This is a genomic window from Arthrobacter sp. SAFR-179, from assembly GCF_059414945.1.
Genome location: NZ_JBPFDM010000001.1, coordinates 836,726 through 858,355, shown reverse-complemented (window position 1 = coordinate 858,355; position 21,630 = coordinate 836,726). Strand labels below are relative to the sequence as shown.

16 protein-coding genes and 2 tRNA genes are annotated in these 21,630 nt (G+C 66.9%); 3 read left to right on the top strand and 15 right to left on the bottom strand.

The features are described 5' to 3' along the window. Positions 1-33 precede the first annotated feature (33 nt). Positions 34-579: a DUF1697 domain-containing protein gene (locus ACR65K_RS04125; RefSeq protein WP_440151416.1), complete on the top strand. Its 546-nt coding sequence runs from the start codon at positions 34-36 to the stop codon at positions 577-579. 25 nt (positions 580-604) lie between these two features. Here the strand turns inward: ACR65K_RS04125 and ACR65K_RS04120 are convergent, their stop codons facing one another. The 4 genes from ACR65K_RS04120 to ACR65K_RS04105 all read right to left on the bottom strand — a co-directional run bounded on the left by ACR65K_RS04120 (position 605) and on the right by ACR65K_RS04105 (position 4,450). Beyond that, positions 605-2,221, bottom strand: coding sequence for a GTPase (locus ACR65K_RS04120; protein ID WP_440151415.1), 1,617 nt, complete (start codon positions 2,219-2,221; stop codon positions 605-607). After that, positions 2,218-3,984, bottom strand: a complete 1,767-nt coding sequence (locus tag ACR65K_RS04115) for a dynamin family protein (protein ID WP_440151414.1) — start codon at positions 3,982-3,984, stop codon at positions 2,218-2,220. The genes ACR65K_RS04120 and ACR65K_RS04115 overlap by 4 nt, the downstream gene beginning before the upstream one ends. A gap of 189 nt (positions 3,985-4,173) precedes the next feature. Beyond that, positions 4,174-4,249: transfer RNA gene (locus ACR65K_RS04110), tRNA-Glu, on the bottom strand. 129 nt (positions 4,250-4,378) lie between these two features. Continuing rightward, positions 4,379-4,450: transfer RNA gene (locus tag ACR65K_RS04105), tRNA-Gln, on the bottom strand. A 309-nt stretch (positions 4,451-4,759) separates the two neighbouring features. On the opposite strand from ACR65K_RS04105, the gene ACR65K_RS04100 reads away from it, so the two are divergent. Further along, complete coding sequence (locus tag ACR65K_RS04100; protein ID WP_440151413.1) at positions 4,760-6,367, top strand: hypothetical protein; 1,608 nt, start codon at positions 4,760-4,762, stop codon at positions 6,365-6,367. Between the two features lie 65 nt (positions 6,368-6,432). On the opposite strand, the gene ACR65K_RS04095 is transcribed toward ACR65K_RS04100, so the two are convergent. The 4 genes from ACR65K_RS04095 to ACR65K_RS04080 are packed head-to-tail and all read right to left on the bottom strand — an operon-like array spanning position 6,433 to position 10,353. Beyond that, entirely contained in the window at positions 6,433-7,173 is a 741-nt protein-coding gene (locus tag ACR65K_RS04095) for an HAD family hydrolase (RefSeq protein ID WP_056335285.1), read from the bottom strand. Next, positions 7,173-8,687 carry a glutamate--tRNA ligase gene (gltX, locus tag ACR65K_RS04090; RefSeq protein WP_440151412.1) on the bottom strand — a complete coding sequence of 505 codons (1,515 nt, stop codon included), beginning with the start codon at positions 8,685-8,687 and terminating at the stop codon, positions 7,173-7,175. Before gltX ends, ACR65K_RS04095 begins: the two co-directional genes overlap by 1 nt. Before the next feature lie 56 nt (positions 8,688-8,743). Then, positions 8,744-9,520 carry a fumarylacetoacetate hydrolase family protein gene (locus ACR65K_RS04085; RefSeq protein WP_056335278.1) on the bottom strand — a complete coding sequence of 259 codons (777 nt, stop codon included), beginning with the start codon at positions 9,518-9,520 and terminating at the stop codon, positions 8,744-8,746. A gap of 5 nt (positions 9,521-9,525) precedes the next feature. Continuing rightward, complete coding sequence (locus ACR65K_RS04080; RefSeq protein WP_440151411.1) at positions 9,526-10,353, bottom strand: MBL fold metallo-hydrolase; 828 nt, start codon at positions 10,351-10,353, stop codon at positions 9,526-9,528. Between the two features lie 140 nt (positions 10,354-10,493). Between ACR65K_RS04080 and ACR65K_RS04075 the strand changes: the two genes are divergently transcribed. Then, positions 10,494-11,087, top strand: coding sequence for a hypothetical protein (locus tag ACR65K_RS04075; RefSeq protein WP_440151410.1), 594 nt, complete (start codon positions 10,494-10,496; stop codon positions 11,085-11,087). A gap of 84 nt (positions 11,088-11,171) precedes the next feature. Here ACR65K_RS04075 and ACR65K_RS04070 read toward each other — a convergent pair whose 3' ends face one another. The 7 genes from ACR65K_RS04070 to ilvC all read right to left on the bottom strand — a co-directional run bounded on the left by ACR65K_RS04070 (position 11,172) and on the right by ilvC (position 21,628). Then, positions 11,172-12,284, bottom strand: a complete 1,113-nt coding sequence (locus ACR65K_RS04070) for a branched-chain amino acid aminotransferase (RefSeq protein ID WP_440151409.1) — start codon at positions 12,282-12,284, stop codon at positions 11,172-11,174. A gap of 103 nt (positions 12,285-12,387) precedes the next feature. Continuing rightward, positions 12,388-13,440, bottom strand: a complete 1,053-nt coding sequence (locus ACR65K_RS04065) for a 3-isopropylmalate dehydrogenase (protein ID WP_440151408.1) — start codon at positions 13,438-13,440, stop codon at positions 12,388-12,390. Between the two features lie 91 nt (positions 13,441-13,531). Further along, complete coding sequence (gene metG / locus ACR65K_RS04060; RefSeq protein WP_440151407.1) at positions 13,532-15,088, bottom strand: methionine--tRNA ligase; 1,557 nt, start codon at positions 15,086-15,088, stop codon at positions 13,532-13,534. 34 nt (positions 15,089-15,122) lie between these two features. Continuing rightward, a complete protein-coding gene (locus tag ACR65K_RS04055; RefSeq protein WP_056335262.1) occupies positions 15,123-15,878 on the bottom strand; it encodes an ABC transporter ATP-binding protein in 756 nt (251 codons plus the stop codon). Continuing rightward, positions 15,875-18,673 (bottom strand): ABC transporter permease, encoded by a 2,799-nt coding sequence (locus tag ACR65K_RS04050; RefSeq protein ID WP_440151406.1) that lies wholly within the window; start codon positions 18,671-18,673, stop codon positions 15,875-15,877. Before ACR65K_RS04050 ends, ACR65K_RS04055 begins: the two co-directional genes overlap by 4 nt. 215 nt (positions 18,674-18,888) lie before the next feature. Continuing rightward, positions 18,889-20,478: a phosphoglycerate dehydrogenase gene (serA, locus tag ACR65K_RS04045; protein WP_056335256.1), complete on the bottom strand. Its 1,590-nt coding sequence runs from the start codon at positions 20,476-20,478 to the stop codon at positions 18,889-18,891. 124 nt (positions 20,479-20,602) lie between these two features. Next, positions 20,603-21,628: a ketol-acid reductoisomerase gene (gene ilvC, locus ACR65K_RS04040; protein WP_056335254.1), complete on the bottom strand. Its 1,026-nt coding sequence runs from the start codon at positions 21,626-21,628 to the stop codon at positions 20,603-20,605. Positions 21,629-21,630 lie beyond the last annotated feature (2 nt).

The window sequence follows — 21,630 nt, the reverse complement described above, 5'->3', positions numbered from 1 at the left end:
TCCCACCGGACTTTCGGCCGCTAGGCTGTGCCCATGGGAAGCTATGCGGTGTTCCTCCGCGGCATCAACGTTGGCGGAATCAATATCAAAATGGCGGACCTGCGGGACGCCCTGAAGACCTGCGGCTTCACGGACGCAAAGACCCTCCTGGCCAGCGGAAATGTGGTACTCAGCAGCACCCTGGATGCCGCAGCCGTTAAGCAGGAGTGCGAAAAGTGCCTCCGGGCCGCCTTCGGCTACGAAGCGTGGGTTGTGGTCCTTGAGGCTGCGCGGGTGGCCCAGCTGGTGGATGACTGCCCCTATCCGGAAGACGACAGGTCCACCCACACCTACATCACCTTGTCCTCGGACATCCCGGTCCTCGATGAACTGGAGGCCGCGGGGTCTGCCCTTGAGGGCCAGGAGCAGCGGCGGCTGGGGCCGGAGGCGCTGGCCTGGCTGGCCCCCGCGGGCGGAACCCTGGACAGTCCTTTCAGCAAGATCAGCGCGAAAACCAAGTTCAAGGCCGCAACCACCACGCGCAATCTGCGCACCCTGATCAAGGTCCGCGAGGCCGCGGCCGGCCTCGCCGCCGGCTAGGTCGCCACGAGAGCAGCTGGCAGACCTACGACCGCGCTGCTTTCTGCAGCGCCTTGTTGAAGGCTGCCAGCCTGGCAATTTCCTTCTCCACAGGCGCCACCACCAGCTCCTCCGCCGCGGCTGCGACGGCGCTGTTCAGCCGCCGTCGTGCCCTTGCTGACCGCGCCCGGGCAGCTCCGGCCGCGATGAAACGGCCGGTGACGGCCAGGAAGATCCCCAGCACCAGGCCGAAGACGATCATCAGGGTGGGAATTGGCCAGCCTTCCACCCGTGGCACTTCCGGCACCGGCAGCTGCAGGTAGGCCAGGCCGGCCAGGACTCCAAGCCAGCCCAGGCCGCCGAGCACCGTCAGCAGCGCCAGCCACTGCACGATGTTGAATGCGCCCCACCACCACGCCTTCCGGTTGGCCCCGAGGTCTGTTCCGGCGATGGCCTGGTCCAGCGCATCGGGCAGCCGTTCCCGGCCGGCCCTGGCAGCCCCCCGGATCGCTGCCCGCCAGGGGCCCGGTGCTCCCTCGCTGGTTGTATCCGCAAAATCCCTGACGGCTGCATCCGTCCGCGCCCGCTCCGGCGCGCCCGCGGGCGGCAGCGAGGTCCTGTTCACGCCTGCAGGGGAATCCCTGCGGAGATTGAGCCGGCGCAGTGGGTCTGCGCGGAACCTGGAGAGCCAGCGGGTCACCGGCCAGCCGGTGCGCCGGACGGACTCCAGCCGGTAGGACTGCCCCACGGCCCGCACCACAGCAGGCACGTTCGCTGCCACGGCCAGCTCCTCGGCGAGCCGGGTCCTGGCTGCGTTCCGGACGCCCGCCGCCTCACCGTCGCCGGCCGCGCCCCGCAGGTCCTCCGCAGCCTTGGTGATGTCTGCCTCCAGCCGCCGGGACTGGGCCTGCCGCTGGACAGCCACCTTGCGGATCGCCGCACGCACTTCCCCAATCCCTGCTCCCGTCACTGCCGATGACGCGAGGACGCGCACCTGCCCCAGCCCTTCACTTGAAAGGATTGCATGCAGCGAGTCGAGCACCGGCCGCACATCGCGTTCGGGCAGCCGGTCCACCTGGTTCAGCACCACAAGCGTGACCGCCCCGTGCGAGGCATGCGGCGCCAGGAACCCGTTGTGGACGGCGGCATCGGCATATTTTTGCGGGTCCAGCACCCACACCAGGACGTCCACCATGCCCACCATCCGCTGCACGATCTCGCGGTTGGCAGCGCGGGTGGAGTCGAAGTCCGGGAGATCCAGCAGGATCAGCCCGGTCTGTTCATCGGCGAAACCGTCCACAGGCGCGGCGTGATGGCGGTTTCCCACTTCCAGCCAGTCGAGGAGCGCTTCGCTTCCTGCCGCTCCCCAAACACCCGCCAGAGGTTCCGATGTGGTCGGACGCCGGGCAGCCGCCGTCGCAATCTCGGCGCCGCTGACGGCGTTGAAGAGCGAGGACTTGCCGCTGCCGGTCGCCCCGAAGAACCCCACCACAGTGTGGTCACCGGACAATGAACGGCGGGAACTTGCGCGCTCCAGGACGTCGAATGCTTCCTGCAGTGACTGGTCCGGCAGGACCCCCTCCCCCAGCTCCCGGGCGTCCTGGAGCGCTTGGAGCCTGGCATCAAGCCGCGAGGAATCCTTCGCCCCGCTGTGGCGGCTCACGCGGCCTCCGCCAGCCGTGCCAGCTCCCCGGCCTGGGCAGCAAGACGTTGCGCAAGGGCGGGATTACCTTCCGGCAGCCGCTGCAGGAACTTCTGCTGCTCGTCCGCCAGCAGGTTCCGGCAGCGCACGGCCAGGTCCTCACGGGCTTTGTCGGCCATGCGGCGCACGGCGTCCTCGCCGAAGACCGCCTCCAGCAGGCGCTGGCCCACGACGGCGGTACCGCCCGCAACACCAATCTCCAGTCCAGTCAGGCCGGCAGTGGTAGAGAACACCACGATCATCAGCGCAGCGCCGAGGCCGTTGATGCCAAACGACAGCCACCGCGCCTGGGTCCGCTTTCCCTGGCCTTCGGTTTGGATGAGCTCCATGAGGGCTTCCTGCCATGCCCGAATTTCCGCTGCGGCCCGGTCGGCGAACCCGGGCGTGGTCCCGGACAGATCGTCCGGACCCAGCAGCTGCCGGCCGGCAGGGTCTGACCGCCACCGCTGGTCGGTGTCCTCCGCCGCATTGGCGGCCTCGTCCACGATGACTGCCTGGAGGCCGGTTTCGATGGCGGCCTCCACCCGGACGGCCGGGGCCGGTTCACCGCGGAAGAAGGCTCCCAGCCGGTCCCGGAACCGGCCCACGTTCTGCTCAACTGTGCGAAAGAATTCACCGGTACCCACAAAGTCCTGCCACCGGGCCAGCACTTCGCCCCGCAGGAGTGCTCCGTCGCGGGTGGCGTCAAGGATGCGGGTGGCCGCATCTTCATACGCTGCCACGGCATCGACCTCGAGGCGCACGGCGGCCAGCTCCTGCTCACGGACGGCGCCGGCGATGTCCGGAATACGGAGGGCCAGGGCGCGGACGGTACCGTTCAAAGTGCGGCGGGCCACCTCGGCCCGGCCGGCAGCATCGGCGGCCAGGGAACCGAGCCAGCCCCGGAGCTCGGTGACAGCCCGGGGCGGGAGCATGCCGTGCGGATCCAGGGCTGTCTCGGCGATGATGAACAGCCGGCTTCCGGCGAGGCCCTCCCGGTCGAGGAGGCCCCGGAGGTCCTGGCTCACCTCTTCCTCGGCGCCAGGGGGAACCCGGTCCAGCACTACCGCCACCGTGATGTCACGCGCGGCGGCGTCCAGGAGGAGCTTCCAGGGAACGGCATCCGCATACCGGTTGGCCGTGGTGACGAACACCCATAGGTCCGCGGCGGCCAGCAGCTGTCCGGCGAGCAGGCGGTTCTGGTCTGAAATGGAGTCGACGTCAGGAGCGTCGAGGAGGGCGATGCCGGCCGGTACCGCCGGATCGGCCAGCAACACCAGCGAGGAGGCTTCCCGTTGCTCCGGCATGGCGCCTGCCGCCACGGGGCTGCCGGCCAGGGTGCCGCGGATCCGGCTCAGTCCGGGCAGGACCCGCTGGCCCTCGAACCAGGTTCCCTCTGCGGGGTTGTGCAGCAGGATGGGCTGGCGGGTGGTGGGCCTAATGGCGCCCGCCCGTGTGACAGGATGCCCCACGAGTCCGTTCACCAGGGTGGATTTGCCGGCGCCCGTGGAACCGCCGACGACGGCCAGCAGCGGGGCGTCCAGGCTGCGGTACCGCGGGAGGATGTAGTCATCCAATTGTGCCCTTGCGGCTGACGTTTCGCGGCGTGCCTGGTCTGCCCCCGGCAGGGCCAGCGGCAGCGCAACGTCGTCCAGGCCGTTGCGGATTTCTTCCAGCAGGGTTACCGCCGCCATTGCGTGCGGCACCGGCTGGGCGGGGCGGCCGTGCTCGTCTTGGGAGGTCACAGCAACATCATGCCAGTTCAGGGTTGCCCCGGGACTGCTCCGGCGCGTCGGCCCAGCAGGACCCTCCCCCGCTAAAGGACAAGTCCCCGCGGAACGATGAGGGGTTTTGTCCGATTGACGGGGAAAGTCCAGGACCCGCGGTTGCGACAACAAAAAATGGTCCCGGGCTGTTGCCCGGGACCATTTCGATGGTGACCCCAGCGGGATTCGAACCCGCGTTACCGCCGTGAGAGGGCGGCGTACTAGGCCGCTATACGATGGGGCCAGGTACTTTCAGCAGCGTTTCCGCCGCTCAAGCTCAGTGAGTATTTCACACACTTTGCGTTGGTTTCAAATCGGCGAACCGAGTGGAAACCTACTGATTTTCAGCTGAAAAACAGCCTTTAAAACAGAGCTGGGATACCAGGACTCGAACCTAGAATGACGGTACCAGAAACCGTAGTGTTGCCAATTACACCATATCCCAATGGCACTTTCGGGCCGGTTTTCAGGGGCTTTTCCCTGCTCCGTGCGCCTCAGCACGAGAAATTACTTTACCCGAGACTTTCGGCTCGCACAAATCGGGGTCAACGCTGGCGCTCAGGACACCGGGGGCTTCCTCCACAAAACCCTTGCCCACCCTCCCCTCGTGTGGTTACTCTCGAGTAAGTTACCCATCAGTAACAACCTCCCCTTCCTTTCCTCCGAACACTCACGAGGATTTGCCGAAGGCCAAACAACCACGGTTTATGCCGCCGGGCAGCGTCGCCCGGCGGACAGTTAGGAAGTGTCAGCGTTGACGACCCGCACAGAAACCATCGCAACAGCCAAGCCCAAACCCCGGTCCCGGTCCCGGTCCCAGTCCATTGCCATCGTGGCTCTGTCCCTGCTGCTGATACTGTTCCTGGCCTTTTACACCTACCTCACGGGCCAGATCTCCCATGGCGCCGCCCAGCTGATGGACGGCGCGGAGCAAGCCGCCGCGGGGGCCAACCAGCTCAAGGTCGGCTCGGGCCAGTTGGCTGCAGGAGCCAGCGCCGCGAACCAAGGCGCATCGCAGGTGAAGGAGGGTTCGATCAAGGTCAAGGACGGCAGCAGTGAATTGAATGCCGGGGCCGCTGCACTGCAGTCGGGAGCCGGCAGGATCTTCTCGGGAGTCCGTGACCAGTTGGCGCCGGGCGTGGACAAGCTGCATGCCGGTACCACCAAGCTGCAGAATGACGTCCTGAACAAACTCGTGCCCGGCGTCTATCAAGTGGACGACGGCGCGCGGAAGCTTCAGACCGGCGCGGTGGCCCTTTCCGCGGCCCTGACCCCAACGGCTTCCGGAAACGCGCCGAACAACCTTGCTGACGGCGCGGGCCAGCTGGCTGCAGGCACGGGTCAACTCGCTGCGGGTGCCGGGCAACTGGATGCCGGCGCCGCAACCCTCACCACCGGGACTGCAGCATTGAAGAATGGCACCGGCCAGCTCGCAGCCGGAGCAGGCCAGCTGAAGGGTTACCCGGGTGCGGGGAACGATCCCGCACGAGGTGACGGGCTCGCCGCGCTCAGCCAGGGACTGGACCAGCTCGAAGCGGCCGCGAACGGACCCCAGGGCCTGGTGCCGCTTGCGGTGATCAGGGACCAGATTGCCAAACTGGCCGACGGAGGCCGGAGGGCCTATGCCGGCGCCGTCCAGCTTGATGCCGGCGCGGCAAAAGTGAATGACGGGGCTGTGGCCTTGAACGACGGCGCCGGGCAGCTGAAGGCCGGGACCGCCAAGCTGAGCGCGGGAGCCGGCGAATTGAACAGCGGCGCCGGACGGTTGACGGCCGGATTCGCCACTTTGGCGGAAAAACTCAACGCGACGGACCCGCAGAACCCCGGCGTGGTGCTGGGTACTTCCATGCTGGCCGAGGGCACCGCGAAGATCCGCGTGGGAATGGACGGGGTGCCGGGCGACCCCGAGCGTCCCGGCCTAATTTACGCCGCCAACAACCTCCAGGACGGCACCACCAGGCTCAGCGCGGGAATCAACGGCAACGGAGATCCGGAAAACCCTGGCCTGCTGGCGGGCACGGAAGCCCTCTCCGACGGCACCGTCAAGCTCAGCAGTGGAACGGGGCAGCTGGAATCGGGCTCCGCCCGGCTCGCCGACGGAACCGGCCAGCTGGCTGACGGCAACGGCAAGCTGGACGACGGCTCCGGCAAACTTGCCGATGGTGCCGGAAAACTGGCGGATGGCAACGCAAGAATCGCGGCCGGCACCCAGGAGCTGCACACCAAGGTGGCTGCTGTGTCGCCGTCGTCGTGGCTGGACAACCCGTTAATCGCGCTGCTGCTGATCGCGCTCCTGGTGGCCGCCGCGGTCACGGCCTACCTGCTGCTGCGCCGGCGTGCCGTGCGGCTGCACGCCGCCTGACGGCGACTGCAAACACGCCGGGACCACGGCCCTCTCAGAAGGGCGGCGGTCCCGGCGGACGGGGGTTACTGCAGCAGTTCCTCCAAGGACGCCACCATGCTGCCCTCGAAGCCCTCCACTACCTCACCCATGCGGTTGAGCCAAACGCCCACCAGCCCTGCCGCCGTCGAGCCCTCCGCATCCAGCAGCCGGTTATCACCCACGTAGAGCGTTTCACCGGGGGACGTGCCAAGGAGCCGGACGCCCTCGAGGTACATGGCCGGATGGGGCTTGGCTACGCCAAGGGTGTCGGTGCCCACCAGGTGCGTGACGCGCTCCAGCCCCGCACCGTCGAGCTTGGCGCGCTGGTAGTCGTGGACGTTGTTGCTGACGGCCCCGTACGGGACACCGGCATTGTCCAGGACGTCCAGGAGCGGCAGCACATCGGGGAACGGCTTCACGTACGCGGGCTGCTTCTCCGAGTAGGCCGTCAGCCACCGGTGCGATTCCTCGCCCTCGTCCAGTTCAACCCCGAAGTGCCCCAACGCCGCCCGGCCACGGAGCAGGCGTTGTTCGTTGAACGTCAGCTCGCCGGCCAGGTAGCGGTCGTAGAAATGGGTGGTTTCGTGGGTGAAGATGCGCCCGAACCGCTCCCATCCGGCCTGGTCCAGGCGGGGCAGGAGGTGTTCGCTGACCTCGCGCAGCGCGGTGGTCATTGAATACTCGAGATCCACCAGGGTGTCGTCAATGTCGAACAGGACGCCGCGGACACTCCCAAAGGGTGTCTTGAGGATGCCGGCGCGCGCCGCTTCGCTGGGCGCTGTCATCAGCCGCGGAAGGCGCGGAGCCGGCGCAGGGACGACTCCTTGCCCAGGATCACCATGGATTCAAACAGCGGCGGCGAAACGCGGCGGCCGGAAACAGCCGTGCGCACGGGGCCGAAGGCCAGCCGCGGTTTGATGCCCATGTCCTCCACCAGGGCCTGCTTGAGTGCAGCCTGGATGTTTTCCGGCGTCCATTCGGCCACGGGTTCCAGGGCGGCGATGGCGGCATCAAGGACCTCGGGAAGGTTGGCCGGAAGGCCCTTGCGTGCGTCGTCGGCAACGTCGATGGCGTCATCGGCCTTGAACAGGAACGCCAGCATGTCCGGGGCTTCGCCCAGGAGCGTGATGCGCTCCTGGATCAGGGGCGCGGCCTCGGTGAGGATCTCCTCCTCCCGGTCGGTCAGGATCTCCCCCACCAGACCCGCTTCGCGCAGATAGTGCGCCACGCGGTCGCGGAACACCTTGGGCTCAAGCATCCGCACGTGCGTGCCGTTGATGGCTTCAGCCTTTTTCAGGTCGAAGCGGGCAGGGTTGCCCAGGACGTCGTGGATGTCGAAGTGCTCCACGAGCTGCTCCACGGTGAAGATGTCCTCGTCCGCGCTGAGGGACCAGCCCAGCAGGGACAGGTAGTTCAGCAGCCCTTCCGGGATGAAGCCCCGCTCGCGGTGCAGGAACAGGCTGGACTCGGGGTCGCGCTTGGAAAGCTTCTTGTTGCCCTGGCCCATGACGTAGGGCAGGTGGCCGAACTCCGGCATGTACTCGGCGACGCCGATGGCGTACAGCGCCCGGTACAGGGCGATCTGGCGCGGCGTGGAGCTGAGCAGGTCCTCGCCGCGCAGCACGTGGGTGATGCCCATCAGCGCATCGTCAACCGGGTTGACCAGCGTGTACAGGGGAGCGCCGTTGGCCCGCACCACAGCGAAGTCAGGGACGGAACCGGCTTTGAACGTGATGTCGCCGCGGACCAGGTCCGCGAACGTGATGTCCTCGTCCGGCATCCGCAGGCGGAGGACAGCCTGCCGGCCCTCGGCCCGGTACTGTGCCAGCTGCTCCTCCGTCAGGTGCCGGTCAAAGCCGTCGTAGCCAAGCTTCGGGTCCCGGCCGGCCGCACGGTGCCGCGCCTCAATCTCCTCCGGGGTGGAGAAGGACTCGTAGATGAACCCGCCGTCATGCAGCCGCTTGATGACGTCCTGGTAGATGTCACCGCGCTGGGACTGCCGGTACGGCTCGTGCGGGCCGCCCACTTCCACACCCTCGTCCCAGTCGATGCCCAGCCACTTCAGCGCATCCAGCAGCTGGTGATAGCTTTCCTCGCTGTCCCGCGCCGCGTCCGTGTCCTCGATGCGGAAGACCAGCGTGCCCTTCGTGTGGCGCGCGTAGGCCCAGTTGAACAGGGCGGTCCGGATCAGTCCAACGTGCGGGGTGCCCGTGGGCGAGGGGCAGAAACGGACCCGGACGGGCGTCTCGGCGGTAACGGGCGGGACGGCTGCGGCAGGTGACGAAGAAGCGATAGTCATAGTGGCTTCAACTTTACCCGCCTGGCCGGGCTCCGCCCTCCGCCGGACGGACAGGCCTAACGGCGGACGATGGGGTTGGACAGCCGGCCGATCCCCTCGATTTCCACCTCGAAGCGGTCGCCCTCCTTGACCAGGCCCACGCCGGCAGGCGTGCCGGTCATGATCACATCGCCCGGCAGCAGGGTAAACGCCTGCGACACTACGGAGACCAGTTCGCGCACGCCGCGGATCATCTGGCTGGTGCTGCCGTCCTGTCGCACCTCACCGTTGAGCCTGCCCTGGATCTGCAGGTCTTCCGTGTCAAGGTCGGTCTCGATCCAGGGACCCAGCGGAGCGGAGGTGTCGAAGCCCTTGGCGCGGGTCCACTGCAGGTCCGTCTTCTGGACATCGCGGGCCGTGAGGTCGTTGCCGCAGGTGTACCCGAAAATGACGTCGTCCACGCGGTCTTCCGGCACATCCTTGCAGATCCGCCCGATCACCACGCAGAGTTCAGCTTCGAAGGAGACCTCTTCCGAGAATTCCGGCAGCACGACGGGATCGTTCGGGCCGACGACGGCGGTGTTGGGCTTCAGGAACAGCAGCGGCTGGGCGGGTACTTCGTTGCCGAGTTCATGGGCGTGCTCCACGAAGTTCCGGCCCACGCCGATCACCTTGCTCCGCGGGATGATGGGGGCCAGCAGCCGGACGTCCTCCAGCTTGTGGCGCACGGAGGTGCGCTCCACGCCATTGAAGAAGGGGTCGCCATGGATGACAGTGATTTCCTCACTGCCCGGTTCACCTTCCACAACGCCGTACAGGGGATCAGAATCAACGACAAACCTGGCAATACGCATGGCTCCTACCCTACCGTTTCGCCGCGGCCGGACCTGTCCGGGTTGCCGCCGCCGCGCAGGTATTCCAGCTGGGCGGCCACGGACAGCTCGGCGGCGCGGCGGACGGACGGGCCGACGTCGGAATAGACGGCGTCGGCGACCTCCCCCACGGTTGCGTCCCGGCCCAGCCGGTCCAGTGCGCCGCGGATCTGCGCCAGCCGTTCCTCCCGGTGCGTCCGGTAGTCCCGGGCGATGGCTTCAACGGAAGGCAGGACCGGGCCGTGGGCCGGGAGGACGGTTGCCGGCCCCAAGGCCTCGAGGCAGTCCAGGGACGCGAGGTAGTCGCCCAGCGTGCCGTCCGGATAGTCCAGGACGGTGGTGCCGCGGCCGAGGACAGTGTCACCGGTCAGCACCGATCCGTTGTCCCCATCCGCCGCCAGGTGGAAACAGACGGAGTCGGAGGTGTGGCCCGGGGTGGCCAGGACAGCGATCTTTAGTCCCGCAGCCCGGATCGCCTCGCCATGAACCAGTGGCTCTCCCCCGCCGTGGCAATGGCTGGGATCCGCGGCACGGACCGGCGCACCGGTCAGTTCGTGCAGCCGGGCAGCACCCGCCGTATGGTCGGCGTGCCGGTGGGTCACCAGGATCAGTTTGACGACGCCGGCACCAGCCAGGGCATTCAGGTGCGTTTCGTCCAGGGGGCCCGGGTCCACAATCACCAGGGACGAATGGCCGGGGGTTTGCAGGAGATAGGAGTTGGTGCCGTCCAGGCTCATGGGGCCGGGGTTGGGAGCCAGGATGAACTCTGTGAGCCCGGAGCTGCGCTGCGGGCGGGGGCCGGAATCGAAGGTCACTTCCCCATCCTTGCATCCGGGCCCCTTCCCGCCCCACCCCTGCAGGATGGGCTGCAGGAACGGAACAGCGGAATAGAACACCGGCGGCCGCCGGTTGGCACCTGTGACAACCCATCGCCCCAGGAATCCGGATACCACCTATGAGCACCCCAACCCTCGCAGACCTTCTCGCCCAGGCGGACGCTGACGGCCACGACCACTCGGCAACCGAAAAAGCCACCGGCCTCCTGCACATCCACAACCACGCGACGGGCGCCATCACCTGGTTTCCCACGTGGAAGAAGTTCCGCGAAACGGCGGACTGGCAGGAGTCAGTGAACGGCGCCGGCGCAGAACTGGCTGCTGCTTCCGCGCCGGCGGAACAGGCCGGCGCTGCCCTGGCGGCCGCCGAACTGGAAACGCTGCTGGATCAGGCCGCCCGCTCCAGTGATGCCAACGCGTTCGTACAGGAAAACCTCACCGGCCACCTGACCCGCACCTGGGCTCTGGGCGACGCCGTGGCGAAGGCAAACGGCAAGGACCTGCACACCGGCGGTGCCACGCCTTCCGTCTTCGCCGGCTACCCCTATGACGTCTACGCCCAGGACGGCGGCGTCTTCGCCACCACACTCTGGAACGACATCATCGACGCCCGCCGCACCCGGGCTTTGGCTGAGGAAGCCGCCCGCAAGGCGCTCAAGCCGGTATCGCGCAAAGCCATGAAGAACGCCGCCCGGAAAGCCGCCCGCCGCTGACCAGTTCGCCGTCGGCTGGAACGCAGAAGGCGCCTGCCGGACCCAAGTCCGGCAGGCGCCGTCGTACGTTGGAAAAAAGCCGGGCTATGCCAGGCGGGTCAGCCAGCCGTGGGTGTCCGGCTCAGCGCCGGTCTGGATGCCCAGGAGCCTTTCGCGGATGGCCATGGTGGTCTCCCCCGCCTTGGCGTCCTCGGAGCCAATGAACTCGGTGGCGTCCTTGAGCACGCCGATGGGGGTGATGACGGCCGCGGTGCCGCAGGCGAAGACCTCGGCAATGTCGCCGGAGGCAACCCCGTCACGCCACTCGTCAAGGGTGATCTTGCGCTCGGAGACCTCGCGGCCCATGTCCTTGGCCACCTGTATCACGGACATCCTGGTGACGCCTTCCAGGATGGTGCCGGTGAGCGCGGGCGTCACCAGCGAGCCGTCCTTCATGACGAAGAACACGTTCATGCCGCCGAGTTCTTCCACGGCATTGTCGTTGGCCTGGTCCAGGAACAGGACCTGCTTGCACCCGTTGGCCTCGGCCTCCTGCTGTGCGATCAGCGAGGCCGCGTAGTTTCCGCCGCACTTGGCGTCTCCGGTGCCGCCGCGCCCGGCGCGGGCGTACTGACGGGAGATCCAGATGGAGACGGGCTTCAGCTCGCCGCCGAAGTAGTTGCCGGCTGGCGAGGCGATCACGCGGAAGGACACCTCGCGGGCGGCGCGGACGCCAAGGAATGCCTCCGTTGCGATCATGAAGGGCCGCAGGTAGAGGGCTTCGCCGTCGCCGGAGGGGACCCATTCCTTGTCCGCGGCCACGAGCTCACGGATGGCGCCAAGGAAGTATTCGGCCGGCAGTTCCGGAAGGGCCAGGCGGCGGGCCGACTTGTTCAGGCGGGCTGCGTTGGCCTCCGGCCGGAAGGTCCAGACCGAGCCGTCCGCGTGCCGGTAGGCCTTGAGCCCCTCGAAAATCTCCTGGCCGTAGTGGAAGACGGCAGCGGAGGGGTCCAGCACGATCGGACCATAGGGTTCAATCCTTGCATCGTGCCAGCCGCCGTTGCCGTCCGCGTCCACGGTGTAGTCGACGATGGCGGTGTGGTCGGTGAAGTAGTTGCCAAATCCCGGGTTCGCCAGGATGGCTGCACGCTCTTCGGCGGACTTCGGGTTCTCCGAGGGCTGCCGGGTGAATTCGACGCCATGGGCGGTCTGAGTCATGGTTCCTCCACGATCGGCCGCCTGCGGTTCAGCGCTGAACAACGAGGCGGCATTTGGTGATTCGAGACAAGCTTACGCCCGAAGCCGGCGGCCCCGGCGCGGGCTAGAGGCCGGCGGCGATGGCATCGCCGACGGCGCTGGTGCTGCGTGCGGTGCCGTCGCGCTTTTCGACGTCGGCAACCACGGCGGCTTCGATCCTGCGGGCAGCGTCCGTGTAGCCCAGGTGGTCCAGCAGGAGCGCGGCGGAGAGGATGGCGGCGGTGGGGTCCGCCTTGCCCTGGCCGGCGATGTCCGGCGCGGAACCGTGGACCGGCTCGAACATGGAGGGCGCGGTGCGGTCCATGTTGATGTTGCCGGAGGCGGCCAGGCCGATGCCGCCGGTGATGGCTGCGGCGAGGTCGGTAATGATGTCGCCAAAGAGGTTATCGGTCACGATGACGTCAAAGCGGGACGGGTCCGTGACCATGAAGATGGTGGCGGCATCAATGTGCAGGTAGTCGTGGGTGACCTCGGGGAATTCCTTCGCAACGGCTTCCACGGTGCGCTTCCACAGGTGTCCGGCGTAGACCAGGACGTTGTGCTTGTGCACCAGGGTGAGGTGCTTGCGCTCCCGGACGCTGGCGCGGCGGAAAGCGTCGCGGACCACGCGCTCCACGCCGTGGGCGGTGTTCAGGGAGACTTCGGTGGCAACCTCGTGGCGGGTTCCTGCGCGCAAGGTGCCGCCGTTGCCGACGTAGGGGCCCTCGGTTCCTTCGCGCACCACGATGAAGTCGATGGTGCCGGGGTTGGCAAGGGGGCTGCCGACCGTGCCGTAGAGCCGGGAAGGCCTCAGGTTGACGTAGTGGTCCAGGCTGAACCGGAGCTTGAGGAGCAGCTCACGCTCGATGATTCCGGAGGGGATCCGGGTGTCCCCGGGTGCGGCACCCACGGCACCGAAGAGGATGGCGTCACGGGTCTTCAGGTCCGCCAGGACCTCATCCGGCAGGGTCTCGCCGGTGCGGAGCCAGTGATCGGCACCGAGCTCATAATGCGTGGGCTTGAGCTCCACACCCTCCGCCGCGACAGCCTTTTCCAGGACTTTGAGGGCTTCGGCAATGACCTCAGGGCCGATGCCGTCGCCGGGAATAACTGCAAGATCAATGGAGGATGCGCTCATGTTTTCAGGGTAGCCAAGACATCCATATGCTGGTCAAACCGTCTCAGCTTCTGGACAGGAGCGCACCCTCCGCTGGTTTCCTGGGCCCGACCTACTCCGCAGGTTCTTCGAACTTGGGGAACACCGGAGTGGGTGCCGGCAGGGCCGTGCCGGGGACGATCGGCGTGCCGATGGCAGCGAATACGCGGGCGTCACCTTCGGCCTGGCCCAGCGCATCGAGGAGTTTGGCCGTGGCGTTCGGCATCACCGGCTGGGCCAGGATGGCCACGATCCGCAGCACTTCCAGGGTCACGTACAGCACGGTGTTCATGCGTTCGACGTCGGTCTTCCGCAGGACCCAGGGCGCCTGCTCGGCGAAGTAGGCGTTGGTGTGGTGCAGTACGCCCCAAATGGCTTCCAGGGCCCGGCTGAATTCCTGCTTGTCGAAGGCGGCGCGGGCAGCCCGGAGCAACCCGTTTGCCTGCGCCAGGATGGCGGTGTCCGCCGCAGTGAACTCCCCTGGAGCCGGTACGGCCGCGCCGCAGTTCTTGGCCACCATGGACAGGGAGCGCTGGGCCAGGTTGCCGAAGTTGTTGGCCAGGTCCGAGTTCATGCGGCCCACGATGGCCTCATGGTTGTAGCTGCCGTCCGCCCCGAACGGCACCTCGCGCAGGAAGAAGAACCGCACCTGGTCCAGGCCGTAGCGGGCCACGAAGTCCGCCGGGGCCACCACGTTGCCCAGGGACTTGGACATCTTGACCCCGTTGTTGTGCAGGAAACCGTGGATCATGACCCGCTTGGGCAGTTCAAGGCCGGCACTCATCAGGAAGGCCGGCCAGTAGATGGCGTGGAACCGGGAGATGTCCTTGCCGATGATGTGCACGTCCGCAGGCCAGTACTTCCGGAACTGCTCCGATTCGGTGTCCGGGTAGCCGACGCCGGTGAGGTAGTTGGTAAGGGCATCCACCCACACGTACATGACGTGCTTGTCGTTCCCGGGAACGGGAACACCCCAGTCGAACGTGGTCCGGCTGATGGACAGGTCCTCCAGGCCGCGCTTGACGAAGCTGATGACCTCATTGAACCGGTACTGCGGCGCGCCGAACTCCGGGTGGGACTCGTAGAGGGCCAGCAGCTTGTCCTGGTAGGCGGACAGCCGGAAGAAGTAGCTCTCCTCCGCCGTCCACGTCACCTCGGTGTCCGTCTCTTTCGAGTAGCGCACGCCGTCGTCCTTCACCACCGTTTCATCCTCGGCATAGAAAGCCTCGTCCCGGACGGAATACCAGCCCTCGTACTTGTCGAGGTAGATGTCGCCGTTGGCTTCCATCTTCTTCCAGATCGCCTGGGACGCAGCGTAGTGGTCCTCGTCCGTGGTGCGGATGAAGCGGTCGTAGCTGATGCCCAGGGCGGCATGCGCGGCCTTGTAGACCTCGGCATTCCGGTTCACCAGTTCCTTGGGGGTGATGCCTTCCTTTTCGGCGGTCTGGGCTATCTTCATGCCGTGTTCGTCCGTGCCGGTCAGGAACATCACGTCATAGCCGTCCAGGCGCTTGAAGCGCGCCATGGCGTCGGTGGCAATGTACTCGTAGGCGTGCCCGATGTGCGGCACGCCGTTGGGGTAGGTGATGGCCGTGGTGATGTAGAACGGCGTTTTCTCTGAAGCTGTCACGGTCGGACGGTTACCTTCGGTACGGAGGAGTGGGCTAGATCAGTTCTGTCAGGGTATCGCTGAGCCGGACCAGTTCGTGGTCGTGCGAGGCCACCAGCACGGCGATGCCGTCATTGGTGGTGTCCTTCAGGATGCTGATGATGCGGTTGGCGGAGGCGCGGTCCAGGCTGGCGGTGGGCTCATCCACCACCAGGACCCTGGTGCCCAGGATCAGGGCGCGGGCGATCGCGACGCGCTGGCGTTCACCGCCGGACAGCTGCGCGGGACGGTGCCGCATGCGCCGGCCCAGGCCCACCAGGTCCAGGAGGTCCTTGGCCATGTCGCGCCGCTGGTCCACCTCGCCGTCGGGAACGGCGGGCAGGAGGACATTCTCGAGCGCGCTCATGCCGTCGATCAGGGCGCCGCCCTGGTCCACATAGCCGATCAGCGCACGACGGCGGTCGGCGATTTCGTCGTCGCCCATGCTTTCGAGGGAATCACCTTCCCAGAAGACACGGCCCGACGTCGGCAGGGTGAGTCCGGCGCCGACGGTCAGGATGCTGGTCTTGCCGGAGCCGCTTCGGCCGGCCACGCAGTGCATCTCGCCGGCGTGCAGGGTCAGGTCGAAGCCTTCCACCACGCTCACGGCTTCGGCGCCGCCCTTTCCACCGCCATAACGGATGGTAATGTCGCGCATCTCCAGCGGGGTGGCGTGGTCTGCCGACTTGACGATGGTGTTGGCCCGGGTCTGCAGGGGGACCTCATTGGAGCCGCTCCTGCGGCTGCGCTGGAGGTTCGTCGGGTTTGTCATTGGACCACTTTCGTTGCAATCGGTATCCAGCAAATAACAGCCGCCAGGCCGGCCACGGCGGCCCAGATGGCCGCGTAGGGTGCCAGCAGCAGGCCGATGCCCAGGGCGCCCAGCACGCCCAGCGGCAAGGCCACGGTTCCCACCAGTGCGTTTTCAAACAACCGCACCTGGCGGAGCATGTCCGGGTTCCAGCCCATCGCCTGGAGGATGCCAAGGTACTGCCGCTTGGCATTGAGTTCGAAGCGGCCCGTCACCAAGGTCAGCACCAGCCCCACGGCCACGCCCGCAAGCGCCAGCAGGATGCTCGGCAGGGTCACGCTGGCCGCGGCCAGCCCGCTGAGCGCGCTGGCACCGGCGGCCCGGGGGATGTCGATCAGCAGGGCGATCAGCCCGCCGACGGCGGCACCGAAGACGCCCACCGCAACCGCCAGGGACAGCGTGTTGAACTTGTTGGTGCTGAGCTGCCGGTTTGCGAAGGTCAGTGGCGAATCCACCGGGATGAGCCGTTCATCGTGCTGCGGCTCCTGGTCGATTTCGTCGCGGTGGCGCAGCTGCTGCGCGGCAAAGAGGGCCGCGCCGCAGTAGAGGACCAGGACGGCGATACACACCAGTGCGGTGGCAAGGCTCCAGCTCAGCAGGCTCAGCACGATGCCTGCGGCGGCGAGCAGCACTGCCCCTACGCCGAATTCCTCAAGCACCCAGCTGCGGATCCGCCGCTGGGTCCAGCCCATGGCCCGCAGGGTGCCTGCTTCGCTGCGGCGTTTCCGGATGTAGCTCACGGTGGAGGCACCGGTCAGCAGGGCCGCGCCGCACAGTGTCAGGAACAGCAGCGTGATGTTGGTGCCCGACAGTGCTCCCGCCACCGCTTCAGCGGCGTTCTGCCGGACCCAGGACTGCTGGACGGTGCCCAGCGCGGACTCCTTGCCGGCTCCGTCCTTGGAGTAGCCGGGGACGAAAATGCTGGTGTCCTCGCGGGCCGAACCGGCCACCACGGTGGCATCCAGGCCCATGCCCCGGATCTGGGCGGCAAGCTTCTCCACCTCGGGCTGCGCGTCCTTCCAGCTGCCCGGCGCCTTGGCGCGGACGCGAACGGCGTCGATGACGGCCGCGTTCTGCTTGTAGCCGCGCGCTGCTGCGAGTCCGTAGTAGTCGGTGATGGCGCCGGCGGACTGGCTGGCCAGCCCGGTGGCGCTCAACGAAGGCTTCAGGTCCGCGGCGGGAACATCCTTGCCGGCCGCATCCTTGACCAGGGTGAAGGGCGTGGGGTCGTATCCGCCCAGCGGGAGCTTGTTGACGTCGCCGGAGGCTGCCTCGACGGCGGCGGGGTCGAACGTGCCGTACACCATGGGCAGCGGCGTTGCGGCCTGCTGCTGGCCGGTGGAGAGGTTTTCCCGGTAGGACCGCTCGTCCACCGGGTTCCGCTGGGTCTGGTCAACGGGCGCACCGTTGGCGGCCTTGTCAGGCAGGCGGTTGACGGTTACCCATTCGCCGGGCACGGCGGTCTTGTCCACGGCGCCGTTGGCCGCGGTGCTGCCGTCCGTGTATTTGGGGGCGCCGGCGAAAGCGGTGCTCCACTTGGCCGGGGTGTACAGGCCCGGGTTGAAGTTGCCGTTGCTGCCCAGCAGGGAGGAGTGGTCCGTGGAGCCCGGCCAGGACAAAACGAAGGGGTCCTTTGACACGAAAGGCAGGTAATCCTTGCCCAGGGACTTCGAAACTGTACCGACGTCCTTGACCACCTTGCCGGCGTCGTCGATTTCCTCGATCTTGACGTTGTACTTCAGGTCCAGGGACGTGCCGGAGCGCACGATCAGCGGGACGGCCTGGGAGCCGCTGGTCAGCTGGCCGGTGCGCTTGGCCTGCTGGTATTGGGTCATCAGCGGAGCCCAGTACTTGAGCTTGACGCCCAGGAAGTCAGGTCCTTCCTTGAGCTGGTCCATGCTGATGCCGTTGGTGAAGAGCCCTTCCAGGTAGCGGCCCACGGCGCCTGCGTCACGGGCATCGGCGGGCGGGGCCTTCTCCAGCGGGGCCAGGAAGTCGCCGGCAGTGCCGAGCAGGGCCCGTTCGGCAGCGGGGTCCACCGCCACCACGGATTCGGTGACTTCGGGGGCCAGCGGCAGTGACACGGAAAGGTTGAAGAGGTTGTGCTCGGAGCCGCCGGCGGGAGCGGGGAACTTAATGCCCGTCTCCCCTGCCGCCGGGGCAATGCGGATGCTGCTGCCGCCCTGCGCCTTTTCCTCCACGAGCCGGGCCTTGCCCAGCGTGCCTTCGGCGGTGGTCTTGAAGAGGGTCTGCTCTGAGCTGCCGTCGGAGCTTACGGCGCTGGCAGTCAGCCGGTACTTCTTTGCGGCGTCGGTCAGGACGGATTCCGCGGCGGGCCACTTGTCCGGCGCGGTGGCACCCGCTGCCTGGTCCGCGGTGGCCGTTCCGGCCAGCCCGGCGTTGTAGCCAAGGTAGTCCATGGCGTCCAGCCGGGGCGTCTCCAGGTTCTGCGTGACACGCGACACCAGGCTGATGGGGGCCGCCACGGAAGTGCCGGTCAGCTTCCGGATGGAGTCCAGCTGGTCGAAGCCGATGCCGCCGGCGCCGTTGGCGATCTCGGGCTGCAGGAGGGCACCGGAGGGCGCCTTCGCCTGCACCAGGATGTCGTAGAGCCCCCTCGAATTTTCATCAACCGTCCGGTTGAGCGCAGCCTGCGACTGGCTTTGGACGAGGACCGACAAGCACATGGCTGCGATCAAGATGGCCGCGGTCAACAGCAGCACCCTGCTTCTGATGAACCTCTGGACGGCGTTCATGGAACTCCCTGAAACCTGGATTGCGTGCGCACACTTCCATCCGCCCGAGGGCGTGGACTATGACGGACGGATGTGCAAAAGGTATTGGCCGGTCTGCCGGCTACGGTCCTGAATCAGGACCAAGCCATTGTAAGCAGACCGGCCAATCATACGTGGCTCCGCCTGGACGGGGCCTCGAGGAGGAGCGGCTACGGCGTTTCGGCCGGTGTGTCCCCTTAGTCTTCCAGGTCCACTTCCCGGACCATTTCGGCGCCGATGCCGGCCTTGATGGCGTCGAGCACCTGCTGGGGAACGGAGCTGTCGATGGTCAGCAGGGCCAGGACCTGGCCGCCCTCGTTGGAGCGGGCCACCTGCATGCCGGCGATGTTGATGTTGTTCATGCCCAGGATGTGGCCGATGGTGCCGATCACGCCGGGGCGGTCGGTGTAGGCAACCACCACAAGGTGCTCGCTGATGGGGATTTCCACCTCGAAGCCGTTAATGCCCACCAGCTTCTCGATCTGCTTGGGGCCGGTCAGGGTGCCGGCCACGGAGATCTGGCTGCCGTCGCTGAGGGCGCCGCGCAGCGTCAGGACGTTGCGGTAGGACTCGGTCTCCGGGGTGGTGATCAGGCGGACGTTGATGCCGCGCTGCTCGGCGATGACGGGGGCGTTGACGTAGGACACCTGCTCGGTCACGACGTCGGCGAAGATGCCCTTCAGCGCCGCCAGTTCCAGCACCTTGACGTCCAGGGACGAGATCTCGCCGGCCACCTCGACGTCGAACTGGGTCAGCGATGCGTGGGTCAGCGCCGTGAAGATGCGGCCCAGCTTCTCGATCAGCGGGATGCCCGGGCGGACATCGGGGGCGATGACGCCGCCGGCAACGTTGACGGCGTCCGGCACCAGCTCGCCGGCGAGGGCCAGGCGGACGGACTTGGCCACGGAGACGCCGGCCTTTTCCTGCGCTTCATCCGTTGATGCGCCCAGGTGCGGGGTCACCACCACGTTGTCGAGCTTGAAGAACGGCAGGTCGGTGCTGGGCTCCTTGGCGAAGACGTCAACGCCCGCACCGGCGATTTCGCCATCCTGGAGGGCGGTGAAGAGGGCTTCCTCGTCCACCAGGCCGCCGCGGGCCACGTTGACCACGTAAGCGGTCTTCTTCATCTTCCTGAACGCGTCAGCACCCAGCATGCCCACCGTCTCGGGCGTCTTGGGCATGTGGATGGTGATGAAATCGGACTGGGCCAGGAGTTCATCCAGGGTGACCAGCTGCACGCCCAGCTGCGCGGCGCGGGCGGAGGTGATGTAGGGATCGTAGGCCAGGATCTTGGTGTCGAAGCCCTTCAGGCGGGCTGCCACCAGGGCGCCGATGCGGCCCAGGCCGATGATGCCGATCTTCTTTTCGAACAGCTCGATGCCGGTGTACTTGGAGCGCTTCCATTCGCCGTCCTTGAGGGCGGCGCTGGCCTGCGGGATGTGGCGGGCCAGGCTCAGGATGTGGCCCACGGTGAGTTCGGCGGCGGAGACGATGTTGGAGGTGGGCGCGTTGACCACCATGACGCCGGCCTGCGTGGCGGCTTTGATGTCCACGTTGTCCAGCCCCACGCCGGCGCGGGCGATGACCTTCAGGTTCTTGGCCGCCGCGATGGCTTCGGCATCAACCTGGGTGGCGGAGCGGACCAGGATCGCGTCTACGTCGCTGATCGCCGAGAGCAGCTGGGAACGGTCTGCGCCGTCGGTCTGGCGGATCTCAAAGTCCGGGCCAAGGGCCTCGACGGTGGCGGGGGAAAGTTCTTCGGCGAGCAGTACTACGGGTTTTGACACGGCTGATCCTCTGCGTTGCAGTCCTGGGGATGGAACAAGTCTAGGCCGACGGAAAGGCCGGGCTCACATTGTTAAGTGTGAACCCGGCCTCACCGTTGCGGTCTATGTGGTTGGGCTGGCAGCCTTAGCGGGCTGCGGAGCCTTCCACGTAGTCGACGTCCTGCTGCTGCCAGGAGAACAGGGAGCGCAGTTCGCGGCCAACAGCCTCGATGGGGTGCTGCTCGGCCTTGGCGCGCAGTTCCTTGAACTCCACGCCGCCGTTGTCCTGGTCCTCGATGAAGCGCTTGGCGAATGCACCGGACTGGATGTCGGCCAGGACTGCCTTCATGTTTTCCTTCACCTCGGGGGTGATGACGCGCGGGCCGGAGACGTAGTCGCCGTACTCTGCGGTGTCGGAGACGCTCCAGCGCTGCTTGGCGATGCCGCCTTCCCACATGAGGTCGACGATGAGCTTGAGCTCGTGCAGCACCTCGAAGTAGGCGATCTGCGGCTGGTAGCCGGCTTCGGTCAGGGTTTCGAAGCCGTACTGGATCAGTTGCGAGACACCGCCGCAGAGGACGGACTGCTCGCCGAAGAGGTCGGTTTCGGTCTCTTCGGTGAAGGTGGTCTTGATGACGCCGGCGCGGGTGCCGCCGATGGCCTTGGCATAGGACTTGGCCAGCTCCCAGGCATTGCCGGACGCGTCCTGCTCGACGGCGATGATGTCCGGGATGCCGCGGCCGGCCTCGAACTCGCGACGGACGGTGTGGCCCGGAGCCTTCGGGGCCACCAGGATGACGTCAACGCCTTCCGGTGCCTGGATGTAGCCGAAGCGGATGTTGAAGCCGTGGGCGAAGGCCAGCGCCTTGCCGGGGGTCAGCTTGTCCTTGATGGAGTCATTGTAGATCGAGCGCTGGTGCTGGTCCGGCGCCAGGATCATGATGACGTCGGCCCATTCGGCGGCGTCGGCAACGTTCTTGACCGTGAAGCCTGCATCCTGCGCCTTGGCGGTCGACTTGGAGCCGTCCTTCAGGGCGATGACGACCTCGACGCCGGAATCGCGCAGGTTCAGCGCGTGGGCGTGGCCCTGGGAACCGTAGCCAACAATGGCAACCTTGCGGCCCTGGATGATCGACAGGTCGGCGTCGTCGTCGTAGAACATTTCAGTCACTT